The following is a 26,288-nucleotide window of genomic DNA, read 5'->3' on the forward strand; positions in this document are numbered from 1 at the left end:
GTGCGCGCCCGGACCCTCACGCAGCGGGCCGCGGGACCGTCCGGCGGCCCGCTGCGTGAGGGTCCGGGCGCGCACCGTCACCCCTGGCGGGAGCGGCCGGGAACGGCCGCGCGAAGGTTCCCCGCCCGGTCCGACCGGCGCTGATAAGCGTGGTGTAAGGTCCAACGACGCACGGGGCGAACGTCACTTATCGACCAGCGGCAGGGCAGTGGGACGCCCCGTCGCCCGCACCCGTGGTAAATCCAGGACGAGCGCGAAGTCGCGAGTGATGAAAGAAGGCGAGGGGGCCCGTCATGAGGCATGCACGGGACGGGGCTGCCGCGGCGATGAGCGCCGCCTCCAGGATTCTCGTCGCGCGGGGCAAGAACGAGCCCCAGGAGATGGAGAACCCCGACGTCGCGTGGGGGCAGCGGGCCCGTGACGGCGTGTGGGTGCCGACCAGGGACGGGCAGCGGATCCACCTCGGCATCGACGCCACCGCCGCCGACACGGTCGCGCAGGTGCTGCGTCCCAGCCTGCGCGTGTTCGTCGGCGTCGACGTCGACACCGACATCGTGGCGCAGACCACGGCCGGCGGGGTGCGGCTGCTCACCGTGATCCACGGACCCGACGCCCCCTCGGAGTTCCGGTTCGCCGTCTCCCTGGCCGACGGCCTGACCCTGGAGTCGATGCCGTCCGGCGGCTACGACGTCGTCCACCTGCGCTACGGCGCCACCGTGGGCCGGCTCTACAACCCGTGGGCGAGCGACTCGATGTTCCGCCAGGTGAAAGCCGACTACACGCTGGACGGGACGTCCGTCACGATGCGGGTCCAGCACACCGACGCCTACTACCCGGTCGTCGCCGACCCGCACTACGAGCGCTGACCGCGCCCGCCGTGACCGGCCGGCCGGCTAGGACGGCGGCCTCCGGACGCCGAAGGGGTCCTCGAAGTCGAGTTCCCGGCTGATCTCGCGGAGCGTCTGCGCGCCGATCCTCCCCTTGCCGTAGAGGGCGGTCAGTTTCGCGCGCTGGGCCCTGACGAGTTCGGCGCGCACCCGTCCGCTGCCCGGCGGGGCCGCGCCCTCGGCCTCCCGCCCGGCGCCGAGGAAGTAGCGGACGCGGTCCAGCCGCAGCTCCAGCATCTGCCGGAACGCCTCGGCGGTCCGCTCGTCGACCTCCTCGTCCTCGGCCAGCTCCTCCAGCCGGGCCAGCGCGGCCTGCAGCCCCGCCTTGCGCGCGAGCATCGCCTCGGCGCGGCGCCGCTCCGGCTCGACCAGCCCGAGGCGGCGCAGCAGCAGCGGCAGCAGCGGCGCCTGCCCGACGAGCGTGACCAGCACGACGAGCGCGGTGACGAGGACGAGCAGCCCGCGCCGGTCCCCCACGGCGGCGGGCAGCGACAGGGCGATGGCCAGCGAGATCGCGCCGCGCAGGCCGCCGAGGCCGATCACGAGGCGCTGCCGCCGGCCGAGCCCCGCCTGGACGCGCCGGCCGCCGGGCACCAGCCGGGCCAGCGGCCCGTTGGCGAACTGCCAGACCAGCCGGACCCCGAGGACGGTCGCCGACACGGCGAGGGCCGTCACCGCCACCAGCCCCCAGCTCTGCCCGCCCGGCCCGCGCAGGATCTCCCGGATCTCCAGCCCGAGCAGCACGAACAGCGCCGACTCCAGCAGGAAGATCAGGATCCGCCAGAACGTCGTGCCGGCGAGCCGGGACGCCGGCTGCAGGAAGCCCTCCCCGCGCGTGCCGATCCAGAACCCCGCCGTGACGGTGGCCAGCACTCCCGACGCCCCGAGGTGCTCCGCGGGGATGAACGCGACGTACGGCGTGGCGAGCGACACGATGATCTGGCTGACCGGGTCGGTGATCCAGCGCCGGAGCCGGCGGACGGCGATGCTCACGACCAGCCCGTAGGCCACGCCGCCGAGGACGATCTGGGCCACCCGCGCGGCGCCGTGCCCGACCGTGAAGTCCGTGCCGAGGGCCTCCACCGCGAGCATGAAGATCGTCAGCGCGGCGCCGTCGTTGATCAGGCTCTCGCCCTCCAGGATCGTGACCAGCCGCGGCGGCGCGCCGAGCCGCTGCAGCACCGCCGTCGCGGCCACCGCGTCGGTCGGGGACACCGCCGCGCCGAACGCCAGCGCGGCGGCCCACCCGACGTCCGGCAGCAGCGCGTGGACGGCCGCCGCGACGGCGACCGTCGTGACGGTGGTGAGCCCGAACGCCAGCGTGAAGATCGGCGCGGCGTCGGCGCGGGCCTCCCGCGGCGCGGTGAAGAACGCCGCGTTGTACAGCAGCGGCGGCAGGAAGCCGAGCAGCACCAGCTCGGGCGGGACGACGACGGCGGGCAGCGCCGGCACGAACCCGGCGGCCATGCCGAGCACGACGAGCAGGATCGTGTCCGGCATGCGCAGCCGCCCGGCCAGCGCGCGCGCCAGCAGCACCACGATCGCGACGGCCAGGAAGACGATGAACAGCCGGTCCTCCCCCACCGTCGTGATCTTCTCCGGAACGCGGCCGGATACGCCTTCCCGGCGGGCCCGGCGGGTGGAACGTTCCGGCCGCGGCGGGGCCGCCGGACGCGCCGGCGCGTCCGGCGGGGCGGGCATCGGCGGCCGCGATCCGCGTCATAAGGTGGAGGCACGGGCCGCGATCCGGCCCCGGCGACGGAGCCGGGAGCACGACCGCCCCGGTCCCCCGAGACTGGAGTCATCGTGATCTTCACTCATGACACCGAGCACGCGCTCGCCGTCGTCGTCGACCTGATCAACACCGGCGCGGCGACGTCCGGCGCCGAAGAGCTCGGCGGGCTGCCCGGCCTGCGCGCCCTCGTGGAGCGCAACGCCTTCAGCGACGTGGGCGAGCTGACCGAGGCCGACCTGGTCCGCGTGCTGGACCTGCGCGAGCGGTTCCACGCGGTGTTCCGCGCCGGCGACGTCCCGGCCGCCGTCCGGCGGATCAACGAGATCGTCGGCGAGGTCCGCACCACCCCGCACCTGACCGACCACGACGGCTACGACTGGCACGTGCACTTCTTCGCGCCCGGCGCGCCGCTCGGCGAGCACCTGGCAGCCGACTGCGGCATGGCGCTGGCGTACGTCGTGGCGGCGGGCGAGCTGGACCGGCTGCGCACCTGCGAGGCGCCGGACTGCTCCCGCGTCCTGGTCGACCTGTCGCGCAACCGGTGCCGCCGCTACTGCGACAGCCGCACCTGCGGCAACCGCATGCACGTCGCCGCCTACCGGGCCCGGCAGCGCGAAGCCGCGCACTAGCCCGCCGCCGGGGGCCCTGCGCTCAGGCGCCGAGGGCCGTCACGGCGGCCAGGGCGCGACGGGCGGCGGGGACGTCGTGGACGCGGAACACGCGGGCGCCGAGCAGGGCGGACACCCCGAGCACCGCCATGGTGCCGACGCCGCGCCCTTCGACGGGGCGGCCGAGCGCCTCGCCGATGAAGTCCTTGTTGGACACCGCGACCAGTACCGGCCATCCGGTGGCGGTCATCTCGCCGAGCCGCCGGGTGATCTCCAGCGAGTGGCGGGTGTTCTTCCCGAAGTCGTGGGCGGGGTCGATGAGGATCGCGTCGCGCCGCACCCCGAGCGCGACCGCGCGGTCCGCCTCGGCCGTCACGTGCCCGATGACGTCCGCGACCACGTCGCCGTAGCCGACGCGGTGCGGGCGGGTGCGGGGGCCGAGCGGGCCGGCGTGCGCGCAGACCAGCCCGATGCCGTGCGCGGCGGCGACCTCGGCGAGCCGCGGGTCGGGCCCGCCCCAGGTGTCGTTCAGCAGGTCCGCGCCCGCGCGGGCGACGGCCTCGCCGACCTCCGCGCGCCAGGTGTCGACGCTGATCACGACGCGGGGGTGCCGGTCGCGGACGGCGGCGACGAGGTCCACCACGCGGCGCAGCTCCTCGGCGACGCCGACGTCGGCGCCGGGCCCGGCCTTCACGCCGCCGATGTCGACGATGTCGGCGCCGTCCGCGACGGCCCGGCCGACGGCGTCCAGGGCCGCGTCGAAGCCGTAGGTCGCGCCCCGGTCGAAGAACGAGTCGGGCGTGCGGTTCACCACGGCCATGATCGCGTGCGGGCCGATCTCGCGCCCGTTCAGCCGCAGCGGCGGCGCGTCCGGAGAGCTCATGATGGCTCTCACCGTGGCACAGGGGCGTCCCGGCGGGCTAACCAGAAGCGAATTCGGTTCAAACGGAGCCCTCCCTCGTCATCGCCCCGCGATGGTCGGTAATCTCATAAATCACGCTCGTTACGGGTTCCGCCCGTGGTGGGCCCCACATCGGACTTTATTTCAGCCATGGAGGATCCGCTGTCCAGGCGAGCACTCATCACCGGCATCACCGGACAGGACGGCTCGTATCTGGCCGAGCATCTGCTTGAGCTGGGATACGAGGTCTGGGGCCTGGTGCGGGGGCAGGCGAACCCCCATGTGTCGCGGCTGCGCAAGCACATCGGCGACGTGCAGATCACGACCGGCGACCTGCTGGATCAGGGCAGCCTGATCTCGGCGGTGGAGCGGGTCCAGCCCGACGAGGTCTACAACCTGGGCGCGATCTCCTACGTGCCGATGTCGTGGCAGCAGGCCGAGCTCACCGCCGAGGTCACCGGCATGGGCGTGCTGCGGATGCTGGAGGCGATCCGCGTGGTGTCGGGCATCAGCCCGTCCCGCACCCCGCAGCGCGAGCAGATCCGCTTCTACCAGGCGTCGTCGTCGGAGATGTTCGGCATGGTCCGGGAGACGCCGCAGAACGAGCGGACCCCGTTCCACCCGCGCAGCCCGTACGGCGTCGCGAAGAGCTACGGGCACTACATCACGCAGAACTACCGCGAGTCCTACGGGATGTTCGCGGTCAGCGGGATCCTGTTCAACCACGAGTCGCCCCGCCGCGGCGCCGAGTTCGTGACGCGGAAGGTGTCGCTGGGCGCGGCGCGCATCAAGCTGGGCCTGGCCACCGAGCTCCGCCTCGGCAACCTGGAGGCGCGGCGCGACTGGGGCTACGCGGGCGACTACGCCCGCGCGATGCGGCTGATGCTGGCCCAGGACGCCCCGGAGGACTACGTCATCGGAACGGGCCAAACCCAGTCGGTGCGGGAACTGGTGGAGTTCGCGTTCCGCACGGCCGGCCTGAACTGGGAGGACCACGTCGTCCTGGACGCCAAGTACACGCGGCCCGCCGAGGTCGACCTGCTGTGCGCGGACCCGAAGAAGGCCCGCGAGCAGCTCGGCTGGGAACCCGGGATCACCTTCGAGGGCCTGGTGACGATGATGGTCGAGTCGGACATGCGGCTGCTGTCGGAGTCCGCGCGCCCCGAGGACGAGCCGTTCAGCCCGGACCATTGGTGATCCGCTGACCGTTCGCGTGGCACGATGCAGATATGGGCACTTGTGAGCACGTGCAGTCGGTCCCGGCGGTGGACCCGTCACCGAACACTCCGCAGGGATGCCAGGAGTGCCTGGAGGAGGGCACCCGCTGGGTCCACTTGCGGCTGTGCCTCAGCTGCGGGCACGTGGGCTGCTGCGACTCCTCCCCCATGCGGCACGCCACCGCGCACCATCGGAAGGAGGGGCACCCGATCGTCCGCTCGTTCGAGCCGGGCGAGGACTGGCGCTGGTGCTTCGTCGATGAACTGATCGTCTGATGCCGGACCTCCCGCTCCGCAGCGGGCCCGGGCGCTGGATCCTGCTCGCGACCGTGCTGGGGTCGGGCATAGCGCTGCTCGACTCCACGGTCGTGAACGTGGCGCTCCCGGCGCTGGCCCGCGACCTCCACGCCGACATCGCCGGGCTGCAGTGGACGGTGAACGCCTACACGCTGACCCTGGCGGGGTTCATCCTGCTCGGCGGGTCGCTGGGCGACCGGTTCGGGCGGCGCCGGGTCTTCCTCATCGGCGTGGTGTGGTTCGCGGCCGCGTCCGTGCTGTGCGGCGTGGCGCCGAACATCGAGACGCTGATCGTGTCGCGGGCGCTGCAGGGCGTCGGCGGGGCGCTGCTCACCCCGGGATCGCTGGCGATCATCCAGGCGTCGTTCGCCCCCGACGACCGGCCCCGCGCTGTCGGCGCCTGGTCGGGCTTCGGCGGCGTCGCGGCGGCGATCGGCCCGTTCGCGGGCGGCTGGCTGGTCGAGGCGGCCGGCTGGCGGTGGGTGTTCCTGCTGAACGTCCCGCTCAGCGTCGTCGTGGTGCTGGTGACGCTGCGGCACGTCCCCGAGAGCGTCGACCCGGACGCGCACGGGCGCTTCGACGTCCTCGGCGCGGTGCTGGCGGCGCTCGCGCTGGCCGGGACGACGTACGCGCTCACCGAGGCGCCGGGCGGGGGCGCCGCGCCGCCGGTGCTCGGCACCGCCGCCGTCCTCGGCCTGGCGGCGGCCGTCGCGTTCGTGCTGCTGGAACGGGCGCGCGGCAGGGGCCGGCGGCTGCCGGGGGCGCGGCCGGGACGCGGGGCCCCGCAGCCGATGCTGCCGCTGGGCGTGTTCGCCTCGCGGCAGTTCTCCGCCGTCAACGTCGTCACGTTCGTCATGTACGCCGGGATGGGCGTGATGTTCTTCCTGGTCGTCGTCAACCTCCAGGTCGTGTCCGGGTTCTCGCCGATCGCGGCGGGGACGGCGCTGCTGCCGGTGACCGTGCTGATGCTGCTGCTCTCGGCGCGCGCGGGCGCTCTCGCGCAGAAGATCGGACCGCGACTCCCGATGACGGTGGGGCTGGTCGTGGCCGCCTGCGGGATGCTCCTCGTCGGGAGGCTCGGGGAGGGCGCCTCCTACGTCCGCGACGTCCTGCCCGCCGTGGTGGTGTTCGGGCTCGGGCTGTCGGCGGTGGTCGCGCCGCTCACCGCCACCGTCCTCGCGACCGCCGACGTCCGGCACGCGGGCGTGGCCAGCGGCGTCAACAACGCGGTGGCGCGGGCCGCCGGGCTGCTGGCGGTGGCGGCGATCCCGCCGCTGGCCGGGCTGACCGGCGACGCCTTCGACGATCCGGCGAAGTTCTCCCACGGGTTCTGGATCTCCATGGCGACCTGCGCCGCGCTGCTCGCCGCCGGGGCCGTGCTGAGCTTCCTCACCGTCCGCGACGACGCGCTGCGCACGCCGGCCGGCGGAATGGTGGAGCCGGAGTGCAGGAGCCACTGCGCCGTGGGCGCCCCGCCGCTGCAGCCGGAGCCGGAGACCGTCCCGTCCGCCGGGCCGGCCGGGAGCGCGCCGCCGCCGGGCGGCCGCGGCTGACCGGCGCACGGGAGCGGCCCGCGCCGCCGCCGGCGCGCCCGCCGGGCTGATTCCTCGGGGCCGAATCCGGCTATTCCAGGACCGCAGCGATTCGGTGGCATACGGTCGGCACATGAATCTGCGGCAGCTGCGCTATGTCGTGGCGACCGCCGACCACGGCACGATGACGTCGGCGGCCCAGGCCCTCTACGTCGCCCAGCCCGCGCTGTCGCGGGCCGTCCGCGAGCTGGAGCGCGAACTCGGCGTCGAACTGTTCGCCCGCTCCGGCCGCGGCGTCGCCCTCACCCCCGCCGGCGAGCAGGTCGTCCGGCAGGCCCGCATCGCGCTCGACGCCGTCGGGGCGATCGAGGGGATGTCGGTCGCCCGCGCCAACGGGCGCGGCGCGGAGCTGCGCATCGCCGTCACCGCGTCGCTGGAGCCGGAGCTGACCGGCCGGCTCGTCCCGCGCTTCGCCCGCCACCAGCCGGCCGTCCGGGTCCGGGTGATCCGCTGCGACGACCGCGACCGGGTCGCGGCGGCGCTGCGCACGGGCCGCGCCGACCTCGCGCTCACCGACCTGCCCGTCCCCGGCGACATGTCCGCGCACCCGTTCGAGCAGCGCGAGGTGGTGCTGATCTCGCCGCCCGCGCTGCGGGTCCGCGAGCCGGTGCCGCCCGCCGCGCTGGACGGCATGCGGCTCGTCCTGCCCGCGCGCGGCACCGCCCGCCGCGCCGAGATCGACGCGGTGCTGCGCCGCGTCGGCGCGACCCCGGTCGCCGCGGTCGAGTCCGACGAGCGGGGCGCGTGGCTCGGCTGCGTCCGCGCCGGGATGGGCTCCCTGCTGTGGTACCGCAACCAGATCGAGGACACCGAGGGCGTGACGGTCCGCTCGTTCATGCCGCCGATCACCCGCATGATCGGGCTCGTCCACGCGCACCGCCGGCTGCCGCCCGCCGCCCGCGACTTCCTGGCCTTCGCCAAGGACGCGGGGCGCGAGCCGCACTGAGGCCCCGCCCGCCGGGCGGCGCGGGTCATGTCATGATCTGGCGGGTGGAGACGACGCACGCACTCTGGCTGCTGGCCGTCCCGGTGGCGGCCCTGATGGTGGCCGCGGGGGCACGGCGCATCGGGCTGCCGGCGCCCCTGCTCCTGGTGATCGCCGGGCTCGGCTTCTCGTTCGTCCCGGGGGTCCCCGAGTTCGAGCTCGACCCGGAGTTCGTCCTGTACGTGTTCCTGCCGCCGCTGCTGTTCGCGGCGGCCTGGCAGAGCTCCTTCAGCAACCTGCGCGACAACGTCTGGTCGATCGGGCTGCTGTCGGTGGGACTGGTGCTGTTCACCACGTTCGCGGTGGGCTTCGCGGCGCACCTGCTCGTCCCCGGCCTGCCGCTGTCGGCGGCGTTCGTGCTCGGCGCGATCGTGGCGCCGCCGGACGCGGTCGCGGCGGTGAGCGTCGCGCAGCGCCTCGGCCTGCCGCGCCGGACGGTGACGGTGCTGGTCGGCGAGAGCCTGTTCAACGACGCGACGGCGCTGACGGCGTTCCGGGTGGCGCTCATCGCGGCCACCGGGGCCGGGTTCACGCTCCTGGAGGGCGTGGGGAGGTTCCTGTTCGCCGCGGCCGTCGGGGCGGCGGTCGGGCTGCTGCTCGGCCCGCCGCTGCACTGGCTGCGGACGCGGCTGCGCGACCCGCTCGTGGAGAACGGCGTCGCGCTCGTGGCGCCGTTCGCCGCCTACCTGATCGCCGAGACCGTGCACGCCTCCGGGGTGATCGCCGTGGTCGTCAGCGGCCTGTACCTCGGCCACCGGGCCACCGAGTCGGCGGCGGTGACCCGGCTGATCGGGCACTCGTTCTGGAAGGTCATGGTCTTCCTGCTGGAGTCGGTGGTCTTCCTGCTCATCGGCCTGCAGCTGCCGCCCGTCGTGCACGGCCTGTCGGACCGCAGCTGGCAGCAGCTGGCCTGGTGGTCCGTCGCGATCTTCGCGGTCACGGTCGCCGCGCGCTTCGCGTGGGTGTTCCCCGCCGCGCAGCTCCCCCGGCTGCTGTCGCGGCGGGGCCGGGCGGAAGAGGACCCCGGCTGGCGCGGCCTGACCGTGGTGTCGTGGGCGGGCATGCGCGGGGTGGTGTCGCTCGCCGCGGCGTCCGCGATCCCGTTCACCGCGGCGGGCGGCCCGTTCCCCGGCCGCGACCTGATCCTGTTCCTGACGTTCACGACCGTCCTCGCGACGCTGCTGGTGCAGGGGCTGACGTTCCCGGCGCTGATCCGCCTGCTGCGCATCGGCGGCGAGCGGGAGCGCTACACCGACACCGTCGCGGAGGCCGGCGCCCAGCACGCGGCGGCGCGGGCGGCCCTCGACCGGCTGGAGGAGCTGAACGCCGGGGAGCCGCTGGACGAGGCGGTGGTGGAGCGGCTCCGCCGGCTCGCCGAGCACCGGCAGCTGCGCGCGTGGGAGCGGCTCGGCGGCGGGACGGGCCCGGAGGGCGAGGAGGTGCCGACCGCGACGTACCGGCGGCTGCGCCGGGAGATGCTGCTCGCCGAGCGGCGGGTGTTCGTCCGCATGCGGGACGAGCGGCGCATCGACGATGAGGTCCTGACCCGCGTCATGCACGAGCTGGACCTGGAGGAAGTCGCGCTCGAACGCGACTAGCGGCGGCGCCGGGGCCGGTCAGTCCGACCCGTTGAGCGGATGCTCGGGCAGCTCGACGGCGTAGGACTCCTTCACCACGTCCAGGTGGTGCCAGGACTCCAGTACCGTCGCGCCGGGCACGGACCGGATGGCGTCGAGCACCGCCACCAGCTCGGCGCGGGACGCCGCCTCGGCCTGCCCGACGATGTCGTAGCGGCCGAAGCCGGTCGCCAGGTAGCGGACGCCGTCCTGGGCGGCGACCGCCTCCGCGACCTTCTGCAGGGCGCCGGTCACGACCAGGCCGAACCCGCCGAGCTCGGCGGCGCCGAGGGCGAGCGGGTCGGCCAGCCCGGTGACCTGGATGACGCCGGTGCGCATGAGCCGGACGACCCGGGCCCGGGTCGCGGCCTGCGACAGGCCGATGACGTGCGCGAGCCGGGTGTAGGGGGCGCGCCCGTCCCGCTGCAGCTCGTGCAGGAGCCGCCAGTCGATGTCGTCGAGGCTGACCTCGCCGAGCTCGCGCACCACCGCGTGCGTGTCGCGCACGGTGGACACCGACCGGAACACCTCCGCCGCGCGCACGCCGGGGACGGACCGGATGTGGTCCACCTCGGCCGCGAGCGCGGCGTCGTCGCGGGTGCGCACCTGCGCGACCAGGTCGTACGGGCCGGCGGTCAGCGCGGTGAAGCTGACGGCGGACCGCTCGGCGACGGCCGCGGCCACCTCCCGGGCGGAGCCGTCCACGGTGACCGAGACGTGCCCGATCGCCTCCGCGCCGACCACGGCGGCGTGCACGATGCCGACGACGCGGACGACCTGCGTTTCGAGAAGGTGCTGCACTCGTGCCCGCACGGCCGTGCGGGAAAGCCCGACCCGGTCGGCGAGCGCCTGGAACGTCGCCCTGCCATCCCGCTGGAGCTCGCGGACGAGCACGGCGTCGACCGCATCCAGCACGGCTCTCCTCCTCGACATCTGATGAATCGGTTTGTCGGCAACTGCAAGATCATTCCATTTCAGGACGGTATGACGTCAAATATTGATCTTGCCCGTGTTCGCCCTGCGCGTCGGCCGTCGAAGCGTCGGCGACCGGTTCGGCACGGCGCCGTTTCCGACGCCGCGAAAACCGCCGCGGCAGCGCAACGCTGCCGCACCCGGACCGGCGCGCACGGCGGGGCCGCGCCCGGCGGCGGGCGGGCGGGGTGGCGCCGGTCACTCCGGCGGGCGCCCGGACGGGCGCCCGCCCCCGCGGCGGGGCCCGCACCGCGCCGCCGGGGCGGCGTGCGGCGCGGACGCCGGGCATGGCTGACCGGGCTCAAGTGCGTGACCTGCATGCGCTTCTCCCGGTGTTCTGCTGTCACGCCCCTTACGGCGGGTCCGCCGTCCGCGTGAGACACATGTAAAAAAAGTGCATCGTGGGCGCAGTTACGTCAAGAGGTAACTTTACAGAGAGCCAAGCCCTACGTTGCACCGTTTTCGACCGGGTCAGGCGGTTCACTTTCGTTATGCCTGGAAGAGGGGGTGAACATCTCCGCTGACCGGCCGGTCGCACCGGCGGGACACACAGTCATCACCCCTGGGTACGGCCCCGCGGCGGCCTTTCCGGGAGGGCTTGTCCGGAGCATCGCCGGGTATGGCCGACAATGTACGGTGGCCCAGCCACTCCGGATCCGCGATTGGTGTGTTGTACAGCCGTGCACCTGCTGAACGGTGAGCGTTCCGCTCACGACCTCACCTACAACGACGTCTTCATGGTCCCCCGCCGCTCCTCGGTCGGGTCGCGCCTGGAGGTCGACCTGTCGACCGCGGACGGCAGCGGGACGACGATCCCGCTCGTGGTCGCCAACATGACGGCGGTGTCCGGCCGCCGGATGGCCGAGACCGCCGCCCGGCGCGGCGCGCTCGCGGTCCTCCCGCAGGACATCCCGGCCGACGTCGTCGCCGAGGTCATCGGCTGGGTCAAGGGACGCGACCTGATCGTGGACACCCCGATCCGGCTGGACCCGGGGAGCACCGCCGGGGACGCCCTCGCCCTGCTGCCGAAGCGCGCGCACAACGCCGTGATCGTCGTCGAGGACGACCGTCCGGTGGGCGTGGTCACCGAGGCCGACTGCCAGGGCGTCGACCGGTTCGCGCAGCTCCGCGACATCATGTCCCGCGACCTGGTGACCCTGCCGGACGGCGTCGATCCGCGGGAGGCGTTCGACCGGCTGCACGGGCGCGGCCACCGGCTCGCCCCCGTCGTCGACGCCGCGGGTCGGCTCACCGGCGTCCTCACCCGCACCGGCGCGCTCCGCGCCACCCTGTACCAGCCCGCCGTCGACGGCGCGGGCCGGCTGCGGATCGCCGCCGCGGTCGGCGTGAACGGCGACGTGGCCGGCAAGGCCGAGGCGCTGCTGGAGGCGGGCGCCGACCTGCTCGTCGTCGACACCGCGCACGGCCACCAGGACAAGATGCTCGGCGCGCTGGCCGCCGTCCGCGGCCTGGACCCGGCCGTCCCGGTGGTGGCGGGCAACGTGGTGACCGCCGAGGGCACCCGCGAGCTGATCGAGGCGGGCGCCGACATCGTCAAGGTCGGCGTGGGCCCCGGCGCGATGTGCACGACCCGGATGATGACCGGGGTGGGGCGCCCGCAGTTCTCCGCCGTCCTGGAGTGCGCCGCCGAGGCGCGCCGGCTCGGCCGGCACGTGTGGGCCGACGGCGGCGTCCGCCACCCGCGCGATGTGGCCCTGGCGCTCGCGGCCGGCGCCGCGAACGTGATGGTCGGGTCCTGGTTCGCCGGCACCTACGAGTCGCCGGGCGACCTGCAGCGCGCCGCCGACGGGCGGCTCTACAAGGAGAGCTTCGGGATGGCGTCCGCGCGGGCGGTGCGGCTGCGCACCGCCGAGGACTCCCCGTTCGACCGCGCCCGCAAGGCGCTGTTCGAGGAGGGCATCTCCACGTCCCGGATGTTCCTGGACCCCCGGCGCCCCGGCGTGGAGGACCTGATCGACCAGATCGTGGCGGGGCTGCGCAGCTCGTGCACCTACGCGGGCGCCCGCACGCTGGAGGAGTTCCACGAGCGGGCGACGGTCGGGATCCAGAACCCGTCGGGGTTCGCCGAGGGAATGCCGCTGTCCACGAGCTGGTAAAGCCCGCCGGGCGGTTTTCGATCACGCGGGCTCCCCAAACGGGGCCCCGATTCCCTATCCTGGCAACAGATGTCCCGGCGGCATCACCCGCTCGCATGCGGTCGACTCCCACGCAACCTTTGCCCGGTTCCGCGCGTCCATAATGTGAGCCGGGGCTTAAATCACCGTGGGTGGGAATCGGAGCGTACATGGGTCGGTCGTCGAGTCGGCATGCCCGTGAGAGGGACGGGGACGGTTCCTCCCGCGGGGCGAGAGGTCTCCCTCGCGCGCTCGCGCTCACCCTCGCGTCCGCCCTCGTCTGGGGCGTCGCCCACTTCGTGACCGGCCGCCGGATCGCCGGCTCCCTGCTGCTCGCCCTGTACGCCGCGATCGCCGCCGCGGTGGCGGCGGCCGCCACCGTGTACCGGTCCGACCTGCTGCACCTCGCCGTCCAGCCGGACGTGCTGCAGCGCCTGTCCGGGGCGCTGATCGCGCTCGGCGCGCTGTGGGTCCTCGTCGTGATCCGCTCGTACCAGATCCTGCGGCCGATGCGGATGTCGATCAGCGCCCACGCGCTCGGCGCCGCCTCCGTCGCGGTGATGTGCTTCGCGGTCGGCGTCCCGGTGGCGTGGTCGGCGCACAGCACCTACGTCTACCGCGACGCGCTGACCAGCATCTTCCGCACCGGCAGCGAGAACGGCAAGCACGTCGACACCGACGACCCGTTCAACGGGCAGGCCCGCGTCAACATCCTGCTCCTCGGCGGCGACGCCGCCTCCGACCGCACCGGCGTGCGCACCGACAGCATGACGCTCGCCAGCGTGGACACCGAGACCGGCGACACGGTGCTGCTGAGCCTGCCCCGCAACCTGGAGAGCTTCCCGATGCCGCCGGGCCCGGCGCGCGACCGGTTCCCCTACGGCTTCACCGGCGACGGCCCGCTGAACCCGGGCCTGCTGAACGAGGTGTACGAGTACGCCGAGCAGCACCCGGACGTGGTGCCCGGCGTGCCGAAGAACCACCGCGGCCCCGAACTGCTGAAGGCCACAATCGCCGGCGTCCTCGGGCTGCGCGTCGACTACTACATCCTGGTCGACATGTTCGGCTTCGCCGACATCGTCGACGCCATGGGCGGCGTCAGGATGAAGGTCACCGAGCCGATCCCGTACGGGCTGGAGGGCGCCGTCCTGCAGCCCGGCTACCGGAAGCTGAACGGCAAGGAGGCCCTCTGGTACGGGCGGTCGCGCACCAACAGCAGCGACTACGTCCGGATGGGCCGGCAGAAGTGCCTGATGCGCGCGATCGCCGAGCAGGCCGACCCGCAGACCGTCCTCACCAGCTTCGACAAGCTCGCCGCAGCCGCCAAGCGGACGCTGGCCACCGACATCCCGCAGGAGCTGCTGCCCGCGCTGGTGAAGCTGTCCAACGAGGTGAAGGACGGCGCGGAGATCAGGAGCCTGCAGTTCGTGCCGCCGCTGATCTACACCGGGAACCCCGACTTCAAGCTGATCCGCAAGCTGGCGTCCGAGGCCGTCAACAGCGCCCCGCACGCGGTGAGCGCCTCCCCGAGCGGCACGAGCGCCTCGCCGAGCGCGACGCCGAGCCGGTCCCCCGACGCGCCGGACGGGTCGGCGCCGCCCAAGCCCGACACCAAGCCGGTGTCGCTGGAGGCCAGCTGCCCGTGACCGGGCACGCCCGGCCGGGTGGATCATAGAGGGAGACGACCTCTGCGAAAGGGCGGGTGCGGGTGCCTCTGATCCAAGGCTGCGACGCCTTCCACGTGGCGATGCCGCGCGGCCGGAGACCGGAGAGCGTGCTCGTCCGGCTCACCGGCGGCGGCGCGGTCGGCTGGGGCGAGATGGCCGTGCCGGGCGGGACGGCGGGCCCCGGCGCGGCGTGGGCGGACCTGGAGACGCGGATGGCCCCCGCCCTCATCGGGCTCGACTGGGACCGGCCCGAGGACGTGTCCGCCGCCGCCGACCTCGGCGCCAGCGAGGCCGCCGCGGCGGTCGACACGGCCTGCTGGGACCTGTGGTGCCGGACGCGGGGCCTGCCGCTCGCGCACGCGCTCGGCGGGACCCGCACGTCCATCGTGACGGGCGCGCGGATCACTCCCGAACCGGCGCTGGACACGATCAGCGCCCGGGTCAACAAGGCCGTTGGAGCGGGCCACACGCGTGTCACCCTGGACGTCCGCCCCGGCTGGGACGTCGAGCCCGTCCGGGCGGTCAGGCAGGCGTACCCGGCGCTGGCCCTGGTCGCCGACGCGGGGCACGCCTACACCGAGTCCTCCGAGCATCTGGCGGTCCTGGAGGCGCTGGACGCCTACGGCCTGGCGGCGGTCGAGCGGCCGTTCCCGGCCGGGGACCTCGCCGCGCACGCCCGGCTCCAGCTGCGGGTGGGCACCGCCGTCGCGCCCGCCGTCGGCGACCTGGAGACCCTGGACGCCGCCCTGTCGCTGGACGCGGGCCGCGCGCTGCATCTGCGGCTGGACCGGCTCGGCGGGCTGACCGCGGCGCGCAGCGCCCACGACCTCGCGTACGCGGCGGGCTGGGACGTGTGGTGCAGCGGGACGGGCGCGTTCGGGATCGGGCAGGCGGCCGCGGTGGCGCTCGCGGCGCTGCCGGGCTGCACGCTGCCGAGCGACGTGTCCGACCCCGCGGGCGGGCCGGTGTTCGTGACGCCGCCCGTCCGCTCGTCCGGCGGCGTCGTCGGCGTCCCGCTCACCCAGCCGGGCCTCGGCCACGAGATCGACGAGGCGCGCATCGAGCGGCTGGCGACCCGCCGCATGCGCCTGACGACGTGACGCCCGCCCCGGTGTGGGTGGTGGCGGGCCCGCCCGGCTGCGGCAAGACCACCGTGGCCGGCCTGCTGCTGCGGCGGCTGCGGCCCGTCCCCGCGCTGCTGGACAAGGACACGATGTACGGGCCGTTCGTGGCGGCGACGCTCGCGGCGTCCTCCCGCGACGCGGGCGAGCGCGAGGGCCCCTGGTACGACGAGCACGTCAAGCGGCACGAGTACGCGGGGATGACCGCCACGGCCCGGGAGATCCGGTCGCACGGGTGCCCGGTGCTGCTGAGCGGGCCGTTCACCGGGCAGATCCGGGACGCGGCCCGCTGGGCCGAGTGGACCGGCGAGCTGGGCGGGCCGCCCGTCCGGCTGGTCTGGATCCGGTCGGACGCGCGGACGCTGCGGGCCCGGCTGGAGGCGCGCGGCTCGCCGCGCGACACGGCCAAGCTGGCCGAGTTCGAGGCGTTCACGGCGCGGATGCGCCCGGAGGAGCCGCCGCCGGTGCCGCACCTGGCCGTGGACAACCGCCTCGCCGCCCCGGTGCCGCTCGAAGCCCAGCTGGACGGCCTTCCGGCGTGAACACTGGCGGAGGCCGCGCGGACCTCCGCCAGTGGTGGCCGGACGTGCCCGCTTGCGGGCGCCGTCCGGCGCCTGGATCAGTGGTTGATGTTCACGTTGACGTTGGTGTTGTCATCGTCGTCGTGGTGGCCGCAGCAGCCGCATCCGCAGTGCTGCGTGGCGGAGGCCTGCACCGTCGCCGGCGCGGTGGTGGCCGCCGACGCCGTGGAGGCGACGCCGACGAACCCGGCCAGCGTCGCGCCGGCCGTCAGGGCGAGAACCGAGAGAAACCTGCTCACGATCGTTCCTTTCGCCGTTCCGATTGCTTCCTCCGCGGTTCTGCCCAAGTGAATACTGCAAGTAACTAAACGACTACTCTAAGTAATGTAAGCGATCGGGCGATCCTTCCGCACCGGAGCGGGCGGGCGGATCGGGCGGGGCCGGAGCGGCGGGCGGCTCAGTAGGACTTGGGCAGGCCCAGGGTGTGCTGCGCGACGAAGTTGAGGATCATCTCGCGGCTGACCGGGGCGATGCGCATCAGCCGGACGACGCCGGCGAGCATCCCGACGCCGTACTCGGTCGTGAGGCCGTTGCCGCCGTGGGTCTGGATGGCCTGGTCGACGCAGTGGATCGCGGCCTCGGCGGTCGCGTACTTGGCCATGTTCGCGGCCTCGCCCGCGCCCGTGTCGTCGCCCTCGTCGTACAGCCAGGCGGCCTTCTGCCCCATCAGCCGCGCCAGCTCCAGCTCGATCTTGGCGGCGGCGAGCGGGTGCGCGAGGCCCTGGTGCGCGCCGATCGGCGTCGTGAACACCTGCCGGTCCCCCGCGTAGGCGACCGCCTTGCCGAGGGCGAGCCGGCCGATCCCGGCGCCCATGGCCGACGCCATGATCCGCTCGGGGTTGAGGCCGGCGAACAGTTGCAGCAGGCCGCCGTCCTCGTCGCCGACGAGCGCGTCGTAGGGCAGCCGGACGTCGTCGAGGTGGCAGACGAACTGCTTCTCCGGCGACACGATCTCCATGTCGATGGGCGTGAAGGTGAAGCCCTGCGCGGCGGTCGGGACGATGAACAGCGACGGCCGCAGATTGCCCTTCTGGTCCTCGGTGCGGGAGACGAACAGGACGGCGTCCGACTCGTCCACGCCCGAGATGAACGTCTTCTGCCCGTTCAGCACCCAGCCGTCGCCGTCCTTGCGCGCCGTCGTGGTGATGCGGTGCGAGTTGGAGCCCGCGTCCGGCTCGGTGATCGCGAACGCCATCTTGACCGAGCCGTCCGCGAAGCGCGGCAGCCAGTGCTCCTGCTGCGCCGCGGTGCCGGAGCGGGCGATGATCGTCGCGCAGATCGCCGGGGACACGACCATCATCAGCAGCGGGCAGCCGGCGGCGGCCAGCTCCTCGCACACGGCGGCGAGGTCGCCGATGCCGCCGCCCCCGCCGCCGTACTCCTCGGGCACGTTGACGCCGAGGTAGCCGAGCCGCCCCGCCTCGGCCCACAGCTCGCCGGTCTTCCGCCCGGTCTTGGCCCTCTCCACGTAGTACGAGGCGCCGTACGCGGCGCCCAGGTCGGCGACGGCGGCGCGCAGCGCCCGCCGCTCCTCGGTCTCGACGAAGCTCATCCGGGGGTCCCTTCGATGACGGCGAGGACGGCGCCCGACTCGACCTGCTGTCCGGCGGCGACGTTCAGTTCGGCGACCGTCCCGGCGGACGGGGCGGCGATGCGGTGCTCCATCTTCATCGCCTCCAGGACGACGAGGGTCTGCCCTTCGGCGACGTCCGCGCCCGGCTCGGTCCCGACGCGGACGACGGTCCCGGGCATGGGGGCGAGGAGGGAGCCCGGAGCGATCTGGCCGCTCGGGTCGGCGAAGCGCGGGACGGCCCTGAGCGCCACCGGGCCGAGACGGGAGTCGACGTGCACCGCGTCCCCCTCGACGGCCACGGCGAAGGTCTCACGGAGGCCGTCATGGTCGAGGACGACCCGTCCGGGCGCCGCGGCGATCAGCGACGTGCCGGGGCACAGGCCGGAGGTCAGTCCGCCCCGGTGCAGCCGGTAGTCGACGTCGATCGTCCCGTGCGGGCCCTCGAACGTCCTGCGCTGCGGCTGGGACCGGAGGTTGCGCCATCCGGACGGCAGCCCGCCGAGCACCGGCGCCGCCGCCCGCTCGGCGGCGGCCTGGGCGAGCGCGGCGGCCAGCGCGGACACCTTCGCGGCCGCCTCGTCCGCCAGGGGCGCCGCCAGGGCGCCGAGGCCGACGCGGTCGAGGTAGCCGGTGTCGGTGTCGCCGTCCAGGAAGGCCGGTTCCTCCAGGATCCGGACGAGCAGGTCCCGGTTGGTGGTGAGGCCGTGGACGCGGGCGCCGCGCAGCCCGGCGGCGAGCCTGCGGGCGGCGGCGGCGCGGGTCGGCGCCCACGCGATCACCTTGGCGAGCATCGGGTCGTAGTGGACGCCGACCTCGGCGCCGCTCTCCACGCCGCTGTCGAGCCGCAGCCCGTACGCCGCGGGGACGGCGAACTCGGCGTCCACGCCCGGCACCTCGAAGGTCCGCAGGGTGCCGCTGGCGGGACGCCAGTCGTGCGCGGGGTCCTCCGCGTACAGGCGGACCTCGATGGCGTGTCCGCGCGGCTCCGGCACGGCCTCGGGCAGGCGGGCGCCCTCGGCGATCTCGATCTGCAGCCGGACGAGGTCGACCCCGTACACGCATTCGGTGACCGGGTGCTCGACCTGCAGGCGGGTGTTGACCTCCAGGAAGTAGAAGCGGCCGTCCGGGGCGAGCATGAACTCGACCGTCCCGGCGCCGGTGTAGCCGATGGCGCGGGCCGCGTTCGCCGCCGCCTCGCACAGCTCGGCGCGCAGGCCGGGAGCGACCGCCGGCGACGGGGCCTCCTCCACGATCTTCTGGTGGCGGCGCTGGATCGAGCATTCGCGTTCGCCGAGCGTCCAGACGGCGCCGTGCGCGTCGGCGAGGACCTGCACCTCGATGTGCCGGGCGTTCTCCAGCAGCGGCTCGCAGAAGACGGCCGGGTCGCCGAACGCCGACTCCGCCTCGCGGCGCGCCCCCGCGACGGCGTCCTGGAGCCCGCCCGCCGACCGGACGATCCGCATGCCGCGCCCGCCGCCGCCCGCGGACGCCTTCACCAGCAGCGGGAAGTCGGCGGCCGCGACCCGGGCCGGGTCGAGCTCGGGCAGCACGGGGACGTCCGCGGCGGCCATCAGCTTCTTCGCCTCGATCTTGGAGCCCATCGCGGCGATCGCGTCCGGCGGCGGCCCGATCCAGGTCAGGCCCGCGTCGAGGACGGCGCGCGCGAAGCCCGCGTTCTCCGACAGGAACCCGTAGCCGGGGTGGACGGCGTCGGCGCCGGCGCTCCTCGCCACCGCGAGGAGCCGCTCCGCCGACAGGTAGGTGTCGGCCGGGGCGGCGCCGGGCAGCCGCCCCGCCACGTCCGCCTCCCGGACGTGCGGCGCGTCCGCGTCAGGGTCGGAGCAGACGGCGACCGTCCCGATGCCGAGGTCCCGGCAGGCCCGCAGGACGCGGCGGGCGATCTCGCCGCGGTTGGCGACCAGCACTCTGTTGATCATTCGCGTTTCTCACATCCGGAAGACGCCGAAGCCGTCGGCTCCGCGCACGGGCGCGTTGTGGACGGCGGACAGGCACAGGCCGAGGACGGTGCGGGTGTCGCGCGGGTCGATGACGCCGTCGTCGTAGAGGCGCCCCGACAGGAAGAACGGCAGGGACTCGGCCTCGATCTGGGCCTCGACCATCTCCCGCATGGCGCGGTCCTGGTCCTCGTCGTAGGCCTGCCCGCGCGCCTCGGCCGCCTGCCGCGCCACGATCGACAGGACGCCCGCGAGCTGCTGCGGCCCCATCACCGCCGACTTCGCGGACGGCCAGGCGAACAGGAACCGGGGATCGTAGGCCCGGCCGCACATGCCGTAGTTCCCCGCCCCGTACGAGGCGCCCATCACGATCGTGATGTGCGGCACCCGGCTGTTCGCCACCGCGTTGATCATCAGCGCGCCGTGCTTGATGATCCCGGCCTGCTCGTACTCCTTGCCGACCATGTAGCCGGTCGTGTTGTGCAGGAACAGCAGCGGGATGTCGCGCTGGTTGGCGAGCTGGATGAACTGCGCCGCCTTCTGCGCCTCGTCGCCGAACAGGACTCCCTGCGCGTTGGCCAGCACCCCGATCGGGTAGCCGTGGACGCGCGTCCAGCCGGTGACGAGGCTCGTCCCGTAGAGCGGCTTGAACTCCTCGAACCGCGACCCGTCCGCGATCCGGGCGACGACCTCGCGCGGGTCGAACGGGGTCTTGAGGTCCGCGGGGACGATCCCGGCCAGCTCCTCCGCGTCGTACAGCGGCTCCTCGGCGGGGCCGGGCGGCGGGCCGAGCCTGCGGTGGTTGAGGTTCCGGACGATCTGGCGTCCCAGGCGGAGCGCGTCCGCCTCGTCCGCCGCCATGTAGTCGGCGAGCCCGGACGTGCGGGCGTGCATCTCCGCGCCGCCGAGCTCCTCGTCGTCGGCCTCCTCGCCCGTCGCCATCTTCACCAGCGGCGGGCCCCCGAGGAACACCTTCGCGCGCTCCTTGACCATGACCACGTGGTCGCACATGCCGGGGATGTAGGCACCGCCTGCGGTGGAGTTGCCGAACACCAGCGCGATCGTCGGGATCCCGGCCGCCGACAGCCGGGTGAGGTCGCGGAACATCCGCCCGCCCGGGATGAAGATCTCCTTCTGCGTCGGCAGGTCCGCGCCGCCCGACTCGACCAGGTTGATGACCGGCAGCCGGTTCTCCAGCGCGATGTCGGACGCCCGGAAGCTCTTCTTCACCGTCCACGGGTTGCTCGACCCGCCCCGCACCGTCGGGTCGTTCGCGACGATCACGCACTCGACGCCCTCGACGACTCCGATGCCGGTGACGACGCTGGCGCCGACCGGGAAGTCGCTGCCCCACGCGGCGAGGGGGCTCAGCTCCAGGAACGGCGAGTCGGGGTCGAGCAGCAGCTCGATGCGCTCCCGCGCGAGCATCTTCCCGCGCTCGTGGTGCCGCGCGACGTACTTCTCGCCGCCGCCCGCCAGGGCCTTCGCGTGCTCGGCGTCCAGCGCCGCCAGCTTCTCCAGCATGGCGGCGCGGCGCTCCCGGTACTCGGGGCTCCGCACGTCCAGCGTGCTCTTGAAGGTCACAGGACTGCCTCCGGGATGTCGACGAGGCGGGACCGCAGCCACTCCCCGAGGGCCTTGCCCTGCGGGTCGAACCGGGTCGAGGCCGATACGCCCTCCTGCAGCAGTCCTTCGACGACGAAGTTGACCGCGCGGAGGTTGGGCATGACATGGCGCCGGACGGTGTGCTCCCGGGTCTCGGGCAGCAGTTCCCGGAACCGCTCGACGGTGAGGAACGGCTCCAGCCATCGCCACTGGGCGTCCGTCCGGGCCCAGACGCCGATGTTGGCGTCCCCGCCCTTGTCGCCGCTGCGCGCCCCGGCCACGCGTCCGAGGGGCACTCGGCTCCGACCGGGCGGGGGCTGGGCGGGCGTGGGCTGGGCGGGGGCCGCTTCTTCGGCCGTCTCGCCGTCGGCGGGAAGCGGAGCCGTCACGGGCGCGGGCGCGATGGGGACGCGGACCCCGTCAGCCGTCACCGCGATGTGCTCCACGGCCTCGTTGGCGACGAACGCCGGCGTGTACACCCCGTACGGGCCGCCCTTGCCGGGCGGGGACGTCATGGTGAAGCCCGGGTAGCCGGCGAGGGCCAGTTCCACCGCCGCGCCGCTGAAGGCGCGGCCGACCTTGTCCGGGTCCGGGTCGAGGACGGCGCAGCGCAGCAGCGCGGTGGCCTCGCCCTGCGTCGCCGGATCGGGCCCGGCCGCGCCGAGGAGCGTCCACTCGACGCGCGCGGGCGGGGCGGCGCCGAACGCGTCCGCCAGCCGCGCCTTGACCGACTCGGCCTTGGCCTCGATCCCGAGCCCGGTGAGGACGAACGTCATCTCGTTCCGGTGCCCGCCGAGGTGGTTCAGGCAGACCTTGGTCGTCGCGGGCGGCGGCGTCCCGCGAACACCGCTGATCCGCACCCGGTCGGGCCCGTCCTGCGCCAGCTCGATCGTGTCGAAGCGGGTCGTCACGTCGGGCCCGGCGTAGCACGGCCCGCCGATCTCGTACAGGAGCTGCGCCGTGACCGTCTCGGTCGTCACGGCGCCGCCCGTCCCGTCGTGCTTGGTGATCACGCTGGAGCCGTCGGCGCGGATCTCGGCGATCGGGAAGCCCGGTGCCTTTACGTTGTAGATTTCTTCGAAGAAGGCGTAGTTGCCGCCGGTGGCCTGCGCCCCGCACTCCAGGACGTGCCCGGCGACCGTCGCGCCGGCCAGCGCGTCCCAGTCGTCCCGCGCCCAGCCGAAGTGCGCGGCGGCCGGGCCCGCCACCAGCGAGGCGTCGGTGACGCGGCCGGTCACCACCACGTCGGCGCCGGCGCGCAGGCACTCCGCGATCCCCCAGCCGCCCAGGTAGGCGTTGGCCGTGAGCGGCGCTCCGCGGCGCGAGTCCGCGAGGCCGAGCTCCCCGGCCCGCGCCAGCAGGTCGTCGCCCTCCACATGGGCGACCCGGACGTCGATGCCGAGCCGGGACGCCAGCTCGCGCAGCCGGTCCGCCAGCCCGCGCGGGTTGAGCCCGCCGGCGTTGGCGACGATCGCGGTGCCGTGCTCCACGGCGAGCCTGAGCGACTCCTCCATCTGCCGCAGGAACGTGGCGGCATATCCGGCGTCCGGGTCCCTCATCCGGCCGCGGCCCAGGATCAGCATCGTGAGCTCGGCGAGGTAGTCGCCGGTGAGGACGTCGAGCGGCCCGCCCTCCAGCATCTCCCGCACCGCGGAGAAGCGGTCGCCGTAGAAGCCCGAGGCGTTGCCGACCCGCAGCGGTTGGCTCATGGCTGAACCCTGCCAGCCCGGCCCGAAAAAATCAATCGCGCATGATTGTTTCTTCCCCGGATCATTTGGTTGACTGGAGTCCCCGTCGACCAAGGAACCCATGACCGCCCAGGCAGTCCCCCGCGAACCGCAGCAGGACCGCAGCCGCGCCACCCGGCAGCGGCTCCTGGAGGCCGCCGTCGGCTGCCTCGCGTCCGTCGGCTGGGCGGGGACGACCGTGGCCGTGGTCGCCGAGCGCGCGGGCGTCTCGCGGGGCGCCGCCCAGCACCACTTCCGGACGCGGGAGGAGCTGGTGACCGCGGCCGTCGAGTACGGCTCCGAGGTGCGGATGGCCCAGATGCGCGAACGCCTCGACGTGCTCGCCGGCCGCCGCCCGTCCACCCTGGACGTCGTGAACCTGCTCGGCGAGATGTACACGAGCCCGCTGTTCCGCGCCGCGCTGCAACTCTGGGTCGCGGCCAGTTCGGACGAGCAGCTCCGCGCACAGGTGCTGCCCCTCGAAGCCCGCGTGGGACGCGAGGCGCACCGGCTCACCGTCGAGGCGCTCGGCGCGGACGAGGGCGTCCCCGGCGTACGGGAGACCGTCCAGGCGACCCTCGACCTCGTCCGCGGCCTGGGCCTCGCCGACCTCCTCACCGACGACTCGGCCCGCCGCACCCGCCTCCTGCGCCAGTGGGCCGCCACTCTCGACACGGCCCTCACCGAGGCCCGCTGAGCCCGGTCCCGCGTCCGCCCCGCCTCCTCTGCTGACCGACCGGTCAGGGGGAGGTACCCCGTAGCGTGCGGATGGAGGTCGCGGTCAGCGCGATCTCGGCGCCGGGGTGGACGACCTCGCGATTGATGTGCAGGACGAGCGCGGCGGCCTGGCCCGGCACGAGCGCCGCAAGCTCGACCCGGCGGCGGCGCGGGTCAAGCTGTTCTGCACCGAGCTCCACGGCCGTGTGGCCGACGCCTGCCTCCAGAGGCACGGCGGCTACCGCGAAAGGTCCTCGGAGGGCGCCTCCGCCAGACCGCTGGGCCGGGCGAGATCGTCGAGGCAGCTGACATCGTCCGTCCAGGCCGCGTACCCCGCGTCGAGCCGGGCGAGAGCCTCGTCCGCCGACCCCGCGTACCGGAAGGTCCGGTGGGCGGCGGGCGGCCCGCCGAAGTGTCCGGCGACCCGCGTCCCGAGCACCCGACGATGATGTGCCCCAGCCGCCAGGCGCTCGTGGCCACCGGCGCCGGGTCCGGTTCGGGGTGCTCGGAGTCGATGACGCACTCCCCGCCCCGGCGGGCATCGGGCGCCGCCGCGCGGCCGGACGCTCCAGCCGCCCAGCGGCGGGCTCCCAGAAGTACTCCTCGCCGGTCAGCCCATCCAGGCGTGACCGGAGCCGGTTCCGCCAGTGCCAGTCGAGCTGATCGGCGTCGCCGCCGCCGGACCGGACGCCGACCTGCGCGCGACCGTCCGCTCCGCCGTCATGGCCGTCCTTGCCGTGGCCGCGGACCCCGCAAGGCCCGCGTGGCGCTGGATCGGTCCGGTCGATCTCCATACGGGCAGCATGGGGAGCCGACCTGTCCGGCCGTCACCGGCAGAAACGCCTGCCGCCGAGGACAGACGACGCCTCACCTGCCACCGAGCGAGCATGATTGGTGACATTCTGCGGTCGAACGCTTACGAAGAGGCGTCGAGGCGGCGCCTCTCGATGACGGGAGACCAGCACATGTTCCAACGAACGTGGCGGCTCGTGACCGCGACCGCGGTCTGCGCGGCGGCCGGACTGACGGCGGTTCCTCCGGCCCAGGCGACGAGCTGCTTCTGGGAGGACCCCGGTCAGCAGGGGTCCAGCCAGTGCTACGACAACAACGTCCAGAACTTCGGCGGCCAGCGCTTCCCCAACGGCCACGACGTGCAGACCACGGCCAGTTCCTGGCGCAACCTCAACACCGTGTGGAACGAGATCGTCTACAGCGAGCCCAACTTCACCGGCCAGTCCCAGGAGCTGGAGGACGAGACGGACGGGAACCTGAACCCGGGCATCAACGACCATCTCGGTTCCTTCGACGCGGCCTGACCCGATGAGAGGGTCCGGGCGTGGAACCCCGCGCCGCCCGGACCCGCCGGAGGTATACGGGAAGAGGCAGACGGTGAAGAACATGGACAACGCACGGGTGACGGCCGCGCTGCTCGTCCCGCTCGCCCCGCTCGTCCTCGCCGGGTGCGCCGCCCCGCCCCACCGCGATGAGCCCCCCGCCCGGATCGTCCACATCGCCGACGTCGCCGCCCTGGTCCTGCCGCTGGACGCCTACCGGCCGACGCCCGCACAGCGAAGATCGGTCCAGCGCGCCGAGAAGACGCTGGTCATGGCGTGTCTCCGGCGTTTCGGCCTCGCGGCCGACATCGCGGACCCGGCGCCGCCGCCGTTCGCGCAGAACGCGCGCCGCTACGGCCTCGCCGACGAGGTCCGGGCGAAGAAGCTCGGCTACAGCACGCCGGAGATCAGTAAGCGGCCGCCGCGGCCCGAGCTGCCTCAGCAGGTGAGGCAGGTCGCCTGGGGGGACGGCCCCGCCACGGTCCGCGGCCGCCGGGTGCCGGCCGAGGGCTGCGTGGGCGAGGCCGACCGGAGACTGAACGCGGGCGTCCAGCCCGGCGGGACGCTCGCCGACCGGCTCGCGTTCGCGTCCCTTGAGGCGTCCGAACAGGACACCCGCGTCCGCGCCGCGTTCGCACGGTGGAGCACCTGCATGAAACGCGCCGGCCATTCCTACGCGACTCCGATGGACGCCAATCGCGACCGGCGCTTCCGTGACGCCCGCAAGCACGACGCCGATCAGCTCGAAACAGAGACGGCCGTGGCGGACGTGCGGTGCAAGCACCAGTCCCGTCTCATCGACGTCTGGGCCGGCGCCGAGGCCGCGTACCAGGAACGCGCCATCGCCCGCCACCGGCCGGAACTCGATCGCGAACGCAAGGCGCTCGATGCCCGCCTCCGGAACGCGACCAAAGCACTCATCCGTACGGACAAATGAAATGAGAAAGGGCCCCGCCGTGTCGGCGGGGCCCTTCCTGCAATATGAGTCCGGCGGTGTCCTACTCTCCCACACAGTCTCCCATGCAGTACCATCGGCGCTGAAGGGCTTAACTTCCGGGTTCGG

At 73.9% G+C, this 26,288-nt stretch carries 24 protein-coding genes and 1 rRNA gene; 14 read left to right on the top strand and 11 right to left on the bottom strand.

Translation table 11 applies throughout. The features are described 5' to 3' along the window. The first annotated feature begins 293 nt into the window (after positions 1 to 293). Positions 294 to 866: a hypothetical protein gene (locus ACA511_RS35820; RefSeq protein ID WP_375029156.1), complete on the top strand. Its 573-nt coding sequence runs from the start codon at positions 294 to 296 to the stop codon at positions 864 to 866. A gap of 27 nt (positions 867 to 893) precedes the next feature. Here ACA511_RS35820 and ACA511_RS35825 read toward each other — a convergent pair whose 3' ends face one another. Next, positions 894 to 2,471, bottom strand: coding sequence for a Na+/H+ antiporter (locus ACA511_RS35825; RefSeq protein WP_375029157.1), 1,578 nt, complete (start codon positions 2,469 to 2,471; stop codon positions 894 to 896). Between the two features lie 222 nt (positions 2,472 to 2,693). On the opposite strand from ACA511_RS35825, the gene ACA511_RS35830 reads away from it, so the two are divergent. Further along, positions 2,694 to 3,251 (top strand): CGNR zinc finger domain-containing protein, encoded by a 558-nt coding sequence (locus tag ACA511_RS35830; RefSeq protein ID WP_375029158.1) that lies wholly within the window; start codon positions 2,694 to 2,696, stop codon positions 3,249 to 3,251. A gap of 22 nt (positions 3,252 to 3,273) precedes the next feature. On the opposite strand, the gene folP is transcribed toward ACA511_RS35830, so the two are convergent. Beyond that, entirely contained in the window at positions 3,274 to 4,113 is an 840-nt protein-coding gene (gene folP / locus ACA511_RS35835; protein WP_375029159.1) for a dihydropteroate synthase, read from the bottom strand. Between the two features lie 180 nt (positions 4,114 to 4,293). Here folP and ACA511_RS35840 point away from each other — a divergent pair, with 180 nt between their 5' ends. The 5 genes from ACA511_RS35840 (at position 4,294) to ACA511_RS35860 (ending at position 9,820) form a co-directional block, all read left to right on the top strand. Further along, positions 4,294 to 5,328, top strand: coding sequence for a GDP-mannose 4,6-dehydratase (locus ACA511_RS35840; protein ID WP_375029181.1), 1,035 nt, complete (start codon positions 4,294 to 4,296; stop codon positions 5,326 to 5,328). 32 nt (positions 5,329 to 5,360) lie between these two features. Beyond that, positions 5,361 to 5,624, top strand: coding sequence for a ubiquitin carboxyl-terminal hydrolase 14 (locus ACA511_RS35845; RefSeq protein ID WP_375029160.1), 264 nt, complete (start codon positions 5,361 to 5,363; stop codon positions 5,622 to 5,624). Beyond that, positions 5,624 to 7,198 carry an MFS transporter gene (locus ACA511_RS35850; RefSeq protein WP_375029161.1) on the top strand — a complete coding sequence of 525 codons (1,575 nt, stop codon included), beginning with the start codon at positions 5,624 to 5,626 and terminating at the stop codon, positions 7,196 to 7,198. The genes ACA511_RS35845 and ACA511_RS35850 overlap by 1 nt, the downstream gene beginning before the upstream one ends. A gap of 112 nt (positions 7,199 to 7,310) precedes the next feature. Continuing rightward, on the top strand, positions 7,311 to 8,183 hold the full coding sequence (locus ACA511_RS35855; protein WP_375029162.1) for a LysR family transcriptional regulator: 873 nt from the start codon (positions 7,311 to 7,313) through the stop codon (positions 8,181 to 8,183). 44 nt (positions 8,184 to 8,227) lie between these two features. Continuing rightward, positions 8,228 to 9,820, top strand: coding sequence for a Na+/H+ antiporter (locus ACA511_RS35860; protein WP_375029163.1), 1,593 nt, complete (start codon positions 8,228 to 8,230; stop codon positions 9,818 to 9,820). A gap of 18 nt (positions 9,821 to 9,838) precedes the next feature. Here ACA511_RS35860 and ACA511_RS35865 read toward each other — a convergent pair whose 3' ends face one another. Further along, on the bottom strand, positions 9,839 to 10,753 hold the full coding sequence (locus tag ACA511_RS35865; protein WP_375029164.1) for an Lrp/AsnC family transcriptional regulator: 915 nt from the start codon (positions 10,751 to 10,753) through the stop codon (positions 9,839 to 9,841). Between the two features lie 737 nt (positions 10,754 to 11,490). Here ACA511_RS35865 and ACA511_RS35870 point away from each other — a divergent pair. The 4 genes from ACA511_RS35870 (at position 11,491) to ACA511_RS35885 (ending at position 16,275) form a co-directional block, all read left to right on the top strand. Beyond that, positions 11,491 to 12,927 (top strand): GuaB1 family IMP dehydrogenase-related protein, encoded by a 1,437-nt coding sequence (locus ACA511_RS35870; protein WP_375029165.1) that lies wholly within the window; start codon positions 11,491 to 11,493, stop codon positions 12,925 to 12,927. 317 nt (positions 12,928 to 13,244) lie between these two features. Further along, positions 13,245 to 14,591 (top strand): LCP family protein, encoded by a 1,347-nt coding sequence (locus ACA511_RS35875; RefSeq protein WP_375029166.1) that lies wholly within the window; start codon positions 13,245 to 13,247, stop codon positions 14,589 to 14,591. A gap of 62 nt (positions 14,592 to 14,653) precedes the next feature. Continuing rightward, a complete protein-coding gene (locus ACA511_RS35880) occupies positions 14,654 to 15,712 on the top strand; it encodes an enolase C-terminal domain-like protein (protein ID WP_375029167.1) in 1,059 nt (352 codons plus the stop codon). Continuing rightward, the gene (locus tag ACA511_RS35885; protein WP_375029168.1) at positions 15,709 to 16,275 is read left to right on the top strand and encodes an AAA family ATPase; all 567 of its coding nucleotides are present in this window, start codon (positions 15,709 to 15,711) and stop codon (positions 16,273 to 16,275) included. Before ACA511_RS35880 ends, ACA511_RS35885 begins: the two co-directional genes overlap by 4 nt. A 77-nt stretch (positions 16,276 to 16,352) precedes the next feature. Here the strand turns inward: ACA511_RS35885 and ACA511_RS35890 are convergent, their stop codons facing one another. The 5 genes from ACA511_RS35890 to ACA511_RS35910 form a co-directional block, all read right to left on the bottom strand. After that, entirely contained in the window at positions 16,353 to 16,553 is a 201-nt protein-coding gene (locus ACA511_RS35890; RefSeq protein ID WP_375029169.1) for a hypothetical protein, read from the bottom strand. Positions 16,554 to 16,711: 158 nt separating this feature from the next. Further along, positions 16,712 to 17,866: an acyl-CoA dehydrogenase family protein gene (locus ACA511_RS35895; protein WP_375029170.1), complete on the bottom strand. Its 1,155-nt coding sequence runs from the start codon at positions 17,864 to 17,866 to the stop codon at positions 16,712 to 16,714. Next, complete coding sequence (locus ACA511_RS35900; protein WP_375029171.1) at positions 17,863 to 19,824, bottom strand: acetyl/propionyl/methylcrotonyl-CoA carboxylase subunit alpha; 1,962 nt, start codon at positions 19,822 to 19,824, stop codon at positions 17,863 to 17,865. The genes ACA511_RS35895 and ACA511_RS35900 overlap by 4 nt, the downstream gene beginning before the upstream one ends. A gap of 9 nt (positions 19,825 to 19,833) precedes the next feature. Further along, complete coding sequence (locus ACA511_RS35905; protein ID WP_375029182.1) at positions 19,834 to 21,366, bottom strand: acyl-CoA carboxylase subunit beta; 1,533 nt, start codon at positions 21,364 to 21,366, stop codon at positions 19,834 to 19,836. A gap of 56 nt (positions 21,367 to 21,422) precedes the next feature. Next, positions 21,423 to 23,156, bottom strand: coding sequence for an acyclic terpene utilization AtuA family protein (locus ACA511_RS35910; RefSeq protein ID WP_375029172.1), 1,734 nt, complete (start codon positions 23,154 to 23,156; stop codon positions 21,423 to 21,425). Between the two features lie 100 nt (positions 23,157 to 23,256). Between ACA511_RS35910 and ACA511_RS35915 the strand changes: the two genes are divergently transcribed. Beyond that, complete coding sequence (locus ACA511_RS35915; protein ID WP_375029173.1) at positions 23,257 to 23,871, top strand: TetR/AcrR family transcriptional regulator; 615 nt, start codon at positions 23,257 to 23,259, stop codon at positions 23,869 to 23,871. Positions 23,872 to 23,914: 43 nt separating this feature from the next. Here the strand turns inward: ACA511_RS35915 and ACA511_RS35920 are convergent, their stop codons facing one another. Both ACA511_RS35920 and ACA511_RS35925 read right to left on the bottom strand, forming a co-directional pair. After that, complete coding sequence (locus ACA511_RS35920) at positions 23,915 to 24,124, bottom strand: hypothetical protein (protein ID WP_375029174.1); 210 nt, start codon at positions 24,122 to 24,124, stop codon at positions 23,915 to 23,917. A 5-nt stretch (positions 24,125 to 24,129) separates the two neighbouring features. Then, complete coding sequence (locus ACA511_RS35925; RefSeq protein ID WP_375029175.1) at positions 24,130 to 24,330, bottom strand: hypothetical protein; 201 nt, start codon at positions 24,328 to 24,330, stop codon at positions 24,130 to 24,132. A 526-nt stretch (positions 24,331 to 24,856) separates the two neighbouring features. On the opposite strand from ACA511_RS35925, the gene ACA511_RS35930 reads away from it, so the two are divergent. Both ACA511_RS35930 and ACA511_RS35935 read left to right on the top strand, forming a co-directional pair. Then, complete coding sequence (locus tag ACA511_RS35930) at positions 24,857 to 25,207, top strand: peptidase inhibitor family I36 protein (protein ID WP_375029176.1); 351 nt, start codon at positions 24,857 to 24,859, stop codon at positions 25,205 to 25,207. Between the two features lie 82 nt (positions 25,208 to 25,289). Next, positions 25,290 to 26,162: a hypothetical protein gene (locus ACA511_RS35935; protein ID WP_375029177.1), complete on the top strand. Its 873-nt coding sequence runs from the start codon at positions 25,290 to 25,292 to the stop codon at positions 26,160 to 26,162. Between the two features lie 48 nt (positions 26,163 to 26,210). Here ACA511_RS35935 and rrf read toward each other — a convergent pair. Beyond that, a 5S ribosomal RNA gene (rrf, locus tag ACA511_RS35940) occupies positions 26,211 to 26,288 on the bottom strand; the annotation flags it as partial.

The organism is Actinomadura sp. GTD37 (assembly GCF_041951365.1).
Classification (GTDB): domain Bacteria; phylum Actinomycetota; class Actinomycetes; order Streptosporangiales; family Streptosporangiaceae; genus Spirillospora.

Bases quoted from the DNA above. Each gene is read 5' to 3' on its own strand.
- ACA511_RS35845 (WP_375029160.1), top strand. From the start codon at position 5,361: ATGGGCACTTGTGAGCACGTGCAGTCGGTCCCGGCGGTGGACCCGTCA.
- ACA511_RS35935 (WP_375029177.1), top strand. From the start codon at position 25,290: ATGGACAACGCACGGGTGACGGCCGCGCTGCTCGTCCCGCTCGCCCCG.
- ACA511_RS35930 (WP_375029176.1), top strand. From the start codon at position 24,857: ATGTTCCAACGAACGTGGCGGCTCGTGACCGCGACCGCGGTCTGCGCG.
- ACA511_RS35900 (WP_375029171.1), bottom strand. From the start codon at position 19,824: ATGATCAACAGAGTGCTGGTCGCCAACCGCGGCGAGATCGCCCGCCGC.
- ACA511_RS35820 (WP_375029156.1), top strand. From the start codon at position 294: ATGAGGCATGCACGGGACGGGGCTGCCGCGGCGATGAGCGCCGCCTCC.
- ACA511_RS35850 (WP_375029161.1), top strand. From the start codon at position 5,624: ATGCCGGACCTCCCGCTCCGCAGCGGGCCCGGGCGCTGGATCCTGCTC.
- ACA511_RS35905 (WP_375029182.1), bottom strand. From the start codon at position 21,366: ATGCTGGAGAAGCTGGCGGCGCTGGACGCCGAGCACGCGAAGGCCCTG.
- ACA511_RS35895 (WP_375029170.1), bottom strand. From the start codon at position 17,866: ATGAGCTTCGTCGAGACCGAGGAGCGGCGGGCGCTGCGCGCCGCCGTC.
- ACA511_RS35910 (WP_375029172.1), bottom strand. From the start codon at position 23,156: ATGAGCCAACCGCTGCGGGTCGGCAACGCCTCGGGCTTCTACGGCGAC.
- ACA511_RS35855 (WP_375029162.1), top strand. From the start codon at position 7,311: ATGAATCTGCGGCAGCTGCGCTATGTCGTGGCGACCGCCGACCACGGC.
- ACA511_RS35915 (WP_375029173.1), top strand. From the start codon at position 23,257: ATGACCGCCCAGGCAGTCCCCCGCGAACCGCAGCAGGACCGCAGCCGC.
- folP (WP_375029159.1), bottom strand. From the start codon at position 4,113: ATGAGCTCTCCGGACGCGCCGCCGCTGCGGCTGAACGGGCGCGAGATC.